The 7,524-nt window shown below is 47.6% G+C and carries 3 protein-coding genes and 1 pseudogene; 3 read left to right on the top strand and 1 reads right to left on the bottom strand.

Features of this window, described 5'->3' with window-relative positions:
* Together POG22_RS24195 and POG22_RS24190 are read left to right on the top strand one after the other, a co-directional pair.
* Nucleotides 1-1,396: pseudogene (locus tag POG22_RS24195) on the top strand (hypothetical protein); the annotation flags it as partial.
* A gap of 78 nt (nucleotides 1,397-1,474) precedes the next feature.
* Nucleotides 1,475-3,889: a DNA/RNA non-specific endonuclease gene (locus tag POG22_RS24190; RefSeq protein ID WP_498907431.1), complete on the top strand. Its 2,415-nt coding sequence runs from the start codon at nucleotides 1,475-1,477 to the stop codon at nucleotides 3,887-3,889.
* Between the two features lie 122 nt (nucleotides 3,890-4,011).
* Here the strand turns inward: POG22_RS24190 and POG22_RS24185 are convergent, their stop codons facing one another.
* Nucleotides 4,012-5,232 (bottom strand): pentapeptide repeat-containing protein, encoded by a 1,221-nt coding sequence (locus POG22_RS24185; RefSeq protein ID WP_498907430.1) that lies wholly within the window; start codon nucleotides 5,230-5,232, stop codon nucleotides 4,012-4,014.
* A 405-nt stretch (nucleotides 5,233-5,637) separates the two neighbouring features.
* Between POG22_RS24185 and POG22_RS24180 the strand changes: the two genes are divergently transcribed.
* Complete coding sequence (locus POG22_RS24180; RefSeq protein WP_498907429.1) at nucleotides 5,638-7,200, top strand: FAD-dependent oxidoreductase; 1,563 nt, start codon at nucleotides 5,638-5,640, stop codon at nucleotides 7,198-7,200.
* The last annotated feature ends 324 nt before the right edge of the window (nucleotides 7,201-7,524 follow it).

Raw genomic sequence — 7,524 nt, 5'->3', positions numbered from 1 at the left:
CAACGAAGCCGTTGAAGTGGTTGTGGTTCCTTACGAAGACACTCACTACGCCTTTGTCGCCGGTCATAACTATCGCGCCTTGGGTCTCGGACTCCCCGGTTGGAACGGTAAAGGCAACATCGGCATTATTAAAGACGCCCTCAGCGACAACCCGCAGTTGGTGGCGGGGACGCGATCGCTCCCCGAAGCTCGGGTCAACGGCGTGGCGCTCTCCGGCGATGGAAAAGCCTTGTACGCTGCCTATCCGGGACTCGAAAGTACCTTCGTTTTCGATGTCGAGCAGATGTTGGCAACGGCGAGTAACCCGAGTCATTGGGAGGACTTGCGCTCTCAACCGATTGAGGAACTCAATCCGAATATTTTCCTGGCGGGACGGTTGAAAACCACAGACAACCCAATCACAGGAGAACGGCGCTACGAGGTCGATCCGGACGATCCTTTGGCTCCCATAACGACAGACGGTGAAGATTACAGTGTCACAGTGGCTTCGACAGTCGATGTCGTGTCGTTGAATGCAGCCCCCGGCGACGATCTCACGCCGACGTTAACTTGGGATTTTGAAGAAATCGACGAGGACGACATTTCGGAAATTCACGTATTTGTCAGTACCTTTGAGGAAGGAGAAGGGTTGTTCCCTGGGGATAACGTCGTGAATTGGTGGGACTTTACTGGAGAAACTGTCGGCTCGTCTCGTACGATCTTCGATGTGTTAAATGTGCCAGAAAGGGCAGAACTGCTAACGCGAGATTGGAACGGTTACGACGATTTCAATCCCGGTCGGATTCTCACGGCAACCTGGCGAGACGGACAGTGGTACGGTTATGACGGTTCGACTCCACTGGCCACCTCAGAAGGCGCTCCACCCAATACGGCGACGCAGTTGACGCTACCGGACGATCGCCAGTTAACGGCAGGACAAACCTATCACTGGGCGGTACAAGCTCTCGATAAAACCGGAAAAATTCTCGATGAGGATGTCGAACAGCTCAGCGTACATCCTCTGGAAACCACGTCTCCGTTCACGTTCAGCAGCGTTACGGTTCTCACTCACGGCTTCCGGCTTCCGACAGCCCCCGAGGGCATCCCCGACAACATCTACAACTTGGCGGGAAATATTGCCAGCGCTGGGGGAGACGGCCTGATTATGCGCTACAACAGCGATACGGGAGAATGGGATGCGATCGACGAATCTGGCGCTCCGCGTCCGAACGTCGAACCGAGCAGCTATCTCGGTCAACCGCTGGTGCTGTTGCCAGATTGGTCGGAAGGTTCTCAATCCTATATTCCCGATTCTGGGTTTAGCGAAGCTGCCGCCGATGTATTCTTTGCGGCTCTCGTCGATCTCGATCGAAGCCTCGGGGGAGATGCCGAACTCGATGTAACGACCGGAGAATAGGTCACCCAACACGGTAAGGTTTTCGATTCGCCGCTACACTTTATTGGCTTCAGTCGCGGTACAGTCGTCAACAGCGAAATGATTCAGCGTCTCGGTAAACATTTCCCCGAAGCGGGGGGTGCGATGGGGTCGGGAGTTCGCGACCTTCAGATGACCACCATCGACCCTCACGATTTCGAGCAACCCAGTTTGTCGTTTGCGGGATTCGGATTCCCCACGTTCTACGAACCTGAGATTCAGGTGTGGGAAAACGTGACGTTTGCCGACAACTACTATCAAACGGTTCCCCAACTTCGGAACAACCTCACCGGAACGCCAGCGGGACGAGCGATTCCCGATGCCGACCTCAATGTCTTTTTGGGGGGAACGGTTCAACCCGAGGTGAGTGGAAACGTTCGTCGGGAAGATAGCCGTGCTGGATTTACGCGGGAAACCGATGCGATTTTGGGCTTGGGACGAGGAGCCGTTCACGGTCGAACGGTGTCCTGGTACGACGGAACGGTCGATCTCTCGGAAACGGAAGCCCCCGAGGCTCTGTATCGCCGCTTGGGAGACAGCTTCCACGAGCATTTGTTCGATCCGAATTTGGCAAACAACTCGGAATTTGAAAGCGGTCTGGCGAATCCTTGGTACGTTCCCGACCATACGGCGACTAACTTTGCGCTCGAGGACGAGTCTGCTCCTCATGAAGGGATCGGGACGGGATGGTTCTACTCGGTGTTGGGAGGGGGCAAAGATTTACGACCGGAAGCTCGGTTAGACCGACGCCAACCAGTGACGTTTGATAATACTAATGGTGAGGAAAATCGCGGGGATGCGGCGGTTCCTGATGTTTTCAACGGTAATTTTGAGATTACGACCGCTCCCGATTCGCCCATGGCCAGCACCCTTAATCGTGAAGGGGCAATTCCAGGCTGGTCTTTTTATAATGAGAGTGTTGGCAGTTCTCAAGACGACTCGATCGTTCGAGCTTCCGCTTCCTCTTCTGTGCCTACATCAGGTTTTAAAGTAATTAACAAAAAGCGAAAAATAAGCTTGCAGAAGATTGCTGAAAAGCACGAAATCTTTATCGATCACCTTGAAAAAATAAATCTTGTAAAAGATAATGGACAAATCAAGCCTCATGCAGGTCATGCTATAGAAATAAACCCTGGAGAAGTCGCCAAGCATAATCATTCTAAAATTCCTTTTGAAGATTTACTACGATTCGATTTGTTTGTTCCTGAATCTGATAAGTTAAAAAGCGATGACTTAACAAGCTTTGTAAAAGTATCTATTAATGGGAAGGAACTTAAAAGCTCCAATCCTTTTGAATATGATATTCAAAACCCAATTGATAAGCCACGTGAATCGTTGCCGCTCGAAGAGGCTTATCATTTTAATGCAGAACGTCCTGCTGTAGATTTACGAACCTATACGCAAGTTCCAGAATATCCCAGTGCTATTCCTACTCAAGGACAGTTCAATCGCGTCGATTATGCTCGACATGGATTTGAAACATTTTATGTAGATGTGCCAGAGGATTTGCAAGGACACCAAGGACAGATCGAGATTTCTGTTGAGGGAAAAATTCCCGTTTATTTTGATAATCTTGGATTTGGCAGCGATCATCTTAAATTTGGTATTCCAACCTTAAAAATAAACGAACAAACCAAACAAAAAGCTACAACTGATGTTGATTCAGCTAACAATTACTTAATTCATAAGCCAAGTTATTCGCTGTCTTTTAACAAGGATATTAAAAGTCCAAACTGGGTTAGCTATCAGCTTAATAGTTTATGGCACGATGGAGGGGGGAATCCCCCAGCGACTCGGCCAAACAATAGATTCTTTGCAGAAGACATTGCTTTACCCACCGAAGATTTTGGTGGAAGCTCTTTCAAAAGACCTATTAGCAGCAACTACTCATCCCTCCCACTGAAATTCGAGAGAGGCCATCTAGTTGCATCAAGCGATCGCAATCGAGCTCAAAAAGATCAAGATTCAACCTTTATCTTGTCTAATATTCTTCCACAGGAATCTATCCACGAAAACGATCCCTGGTCTGATCTAGAAAAGTATTTGCAAATAGAAACAAAAACGGGACAAGATATATATATACTTGCTGGTGGTATTCCATTTTCTGATGAAGAAAAGAAACGAATAATTTATGATTCAGAACCTCTTAAAAACCTAAAAAAAGCAGGAATTGATTTTCCTGAATTTATGTGGAAAGTAGCTCTAGTTTTAGACAATCAGAATATCAATAAAAATGTCAAAAATTTGACTACTGGCCAAGGAGGAATTGTTAATGCGATTGCAATAATAGTTCCAAACGACCCCTTATTGCCTGAAGATCGATTTCCCAAAACATGGTTTTCATGGAGAACATCTATCGATCGAGTTGAAAATTTAACAGGATTAGATTTCTTTACCAATCTAGATAAAAATTTGGAAGAGCGTATAGAAGCTATAAATCCTGGGAAGAATAAAAAAGAGTTATTCAAAAGTTAAGAACTAGAAGCCTTACTGGCTCATTTGGTCGATCGTACTTTGAACCCGATCGATCCCTAAAAGCATTCATATTCAATGCTTTTAGGACTAGGTAATGACACTTAACGAAATTAGGAAAAATTTTAGAAACGTTCTGGATTCATCTCAATTTCTCCATTAGGCAAAACTGTTTTCCAACAGGTTGCATAAAAGCGATTAGTTTCCCAAAATCTTCTTGCATTTCTAAAGTTGGTTTTAATGAAATTTGCAAACTCAAAACTCGCACCATTTAAATCGGCTCTTAATAGATTAGCTTCTTCGAGGCTTGCTCGTAGTAAATTTGCATATGATAAATTCGCTTCAGTTAAATTGGCTCCAGTTAAGTCTGTTACTATAAGATTTGCACGAATTAGATCGGCTCCTGTCAGATCGGCGTCCGTTAACACGGCGCCTCTTAAGTTGGCTTCAGTTAAATTTGAGCCGACTAAAGAGGATAAGTTGAGATTTGCTCCAAACAAATCTGCTCGAGATAGATTTGCAACTTCTAATAAAGCCAAGTCTACATCAGCCTCTCTGAGTTGAGAATCTTGTAAATTAGATCCAGATAAATCAGCTTCAGACAGGCAAGCTCTTTGAAAATTACAATTCTGTAAGTTGGATTCAGTCAGTAAGGCGTGCTTTAAATCGGCGTTCGTTAAATTAGCACTTGTAAAATCAGCTTGACGAAGATCTGCTCCTTTTAATATAATTCCTTCTAAGTTTGCATGGCTCAAATTAACTCCACTTAAACGCAATCCACTAAAAATTCTTCTTCCTGCCCGATATTCCCTCATGAGTTGATTTGACTTAAGCTCGGATTTACGAAATTTGTCCGAGCTAGAATAATGAGTAAAACCTTGAGATATCATACTTAAACGACCAAATACTGTTCGATCTAGTGTTGCAGTATGTAAGTTGAGAGTTTTTTCCAAGTCAACTTGTCTAAAATTTGCACGACTTAAATTTGATTTATAGAAATTCACATTGTCTAATTCTGTAGACTCTAAATTTGCCCCTTCAAGATTTGCAAAACTAAAATTCACATCACGCAAGTTTGATTCTTGAAAGCAAACCTGTCTTAAGTCGGCGTTTTGAAAATTTGCTCCTTGTAAGTTGCAAGGCTTGAGAATAGATCCTCTCAAATTTGCATTTGTAAAATCTGCATAAGATAAACGAGAGCTACCAAAATTAACCCCTAATAGCTCTGCATTCTTGAAATTTGCTCCAACGATATTTAATCTTTGTAAATCAGTCTCTCTAAGAAATATGCTTCTAAAGTCTTTTTCTCCAGCATGATATCTTTTAAGAAATTCTTCAACATTCATCGGTTAGCCTTTATCTCCATATGTTTCAATATTATATTAAAGTAACATTTATTTGATGTAGACATCCGAAATAGATGCAAATTTTAAAGTATCCGATCGGATTTAGTCTGGATTTCGATCGCCCATTTTCTCTCTTCTATGACTATTAACGATCCAGCACGACGGAAGGGATTCATACGATGGGAAAATCGAATCGGATGGACGATCGCATTTAGAATCATCTTACATTTCCTCTCCTGCACGAAACCCCCTTCAACGTCCCCACGAACCGGTTCGTACCCGAGAGCGAGTGCGAACACCTCAGCCCGATCGCCACCAGCTTAATATTTGAGAAACAGAGATTCCGCCCGAAATATCGAACGGCGACGAAAAGGACGCTTGCGGCGATGGTGAAAACCCAGAACGATGTCTTTCTGGGGAATCTTGGCGTTTCCACATCCCCCTCAGCGATCGCGAAGTCGAGCGACCCGCACGGTATCGGTAGAGTCAGCGTCGGGAAGATGTCACAATATCCAAGGTCGAGACTTACAAGCGATCGCCAACGGAAGTCAAACCATGGGAGTCGAGTACGATTGGGTTGTCGTCGGAGACAGCACGGCGGGAATGCGAGCGGCATCAGTAGCAGCCGGATGGGGCGCGAGGGTGGCGTTAATTTTACCCCCGCAGTCCGTGTGGGCGGAAGTGCAAACCTCGCAAATCGCGCTCGAACAGTTACAACGCCTCACACGAGAACGAGAGCGATCGCACGCTTGGGGAGTCGCCGCCACCTCCGGGATCGATCGCCATCGGGTTTGGCGAATTTGCCGAGAAATCACCGAAAACTTACAGGCGTTGCGCTCTCCAGCCGGATTGGCCATGCAGGGGATCGACGTCATCGTCGGCGAGGTGGACTTCCTCACCCAACCCCAACTCACCGCGATCGCCGCAGAACGCAAGTTTCCCTCGCGAGCCTATCTCCTAGCCCCGTCCGCCAAACCCACCATTCCCCCCATTCAAGGCTTAGAAGACACCGCCTACTACGACCTCACCACGTTAGAAAAACTTCTCCATAGCGAACTTCCCCCTCGCATCGCCGTCGTCGGAAACGATACCCACGCCGTCAGCGTCGCTCGCACCTTCGCGTGGTTGGGCGTTGACGTCGCGCTCCTCACCGAAGCGTCCCAAGTTCTCCCCAAGGAAGATCCCCAAATGGCGAGGCTCGTACGCGCCCATCTCGAAGCCTGTGGCGTTACCGTCCTAACGCGTACCCCCGTCCTACAAGCCCGTCGCATCCAAGATACCACCTGGCTGCAAGCCGGCGATCGCGCCCTCGAAACCGATGCCGTCGTCGTCGCGGCGGGATGGGAAGCCCAAACCCGCGAGATCGACTGGAAAGCCCTGGGGATTCGCCGCCAGGGACATCGCGTCCGCACCAACCCGCGACTGCAAACCACGAACCCTCAAATTTACGCCTGTGGCAGCGTTCTCGGCGGCTACAACGACCCCGAACTCGCCCGGTACGAAGGGGATATCGCCACCAAAAACGCCCTGTTTCTGCCCCTGTGGAACGCCGACTATCACACCTTTCCTCGCGTCCTGGCGATCGAACCGCATTTAGCCGCCGTCGGTCTCACCGAACCCCAGGCCAAACGACGGTTGGGCGATCGCCTCGTCGTTCTCACCTGTCCGTTTTACCGCCTCGCCTCCGCCCAACGACAGGACGATCGTTCCGGTTTTGGCAAACTACTCGTCAGCCCCGATGGAAACCTCCTCGGCGCTCATTTTCTCGGCGCTCGCGCCCCCGCTCTCGTAGAGGCGATCGCCCTCTTAATGAGTCAAAACCGCTCGATCGAGGCACTGGCGTCCCTACACTCCCCCGACACTGAAGTATTCAGCTATTTCCTCACCGAATGGCGCGATGTCTGGCGACACCAACATCCCCGCTTGAGAAATCTCCTTCAAGCTTGGTTCGATTGGAGACGGGATTAGGGGAGTGAAGGGGGAAGAGTGAAAAGTGAAGAGTTAAAACATCAGCACAAACCCTTGTTAGACATGATATCGCCGTATTAAAGGGTTGGCCACAAAATCCCAGATCGGTAAATTGCTGCCGGAGATCCCCGGCATCTCCAAGATGCCGGGGATCTAGCTCGAGTATAAATTCATATTTTATGTAGGGTTTGCTGAAAAAGTTATCAAAAGCTGGGGGTGGAAAATGAACAAGAAGCCGTCTTGCTCAAGGTATAAATCTGAATTGACTTAACTCGTCCACTTTATAAGTTACAATAATATTTCTCGATAAAATTATGAAGTTTG

Origin of the sequence: Geitlerinema sp. CS-897 (assembly GCF_028368005.1) — a bacterium.
GTDB lineage: Bacteria > Cyanobacteriota > Cyanobacteriia > Cyanobacteriales > Geitlerinemataceae > Baaleninema > Baaleninema simplex.
Note: the sequence above shows the minus strand (reverse complement) of the source record. Positions and strands in the feature narration are given on the sequence as shown.

What these genes read in the sequence shown, in the direction of transcription:
- POG22_RS24180 (WP_498907429.1), top strand. Translation starts at nt 5,638, where the DNA reads ATGTCTTTCTGGGGAATCTTGGCGTTTCCACATCCCCCTCAGCGATCG.
- POG22_RS24190 (WP_498907431.1), top strand. Translation starts at nt 1,475, where the DNA reads ATGATTCAGCGTCTCGGTAAACATTTCCCCGAAGCGGGGGGTGCGATG.
- POG22_RS24185 (WP_498907430.1), bottom strand. Translation starts at nt 5,232, where the DNA reads ATGAATGTTGAAGAATTTCTTAAAAGATATCATGCTGGAGAAAAAGAC.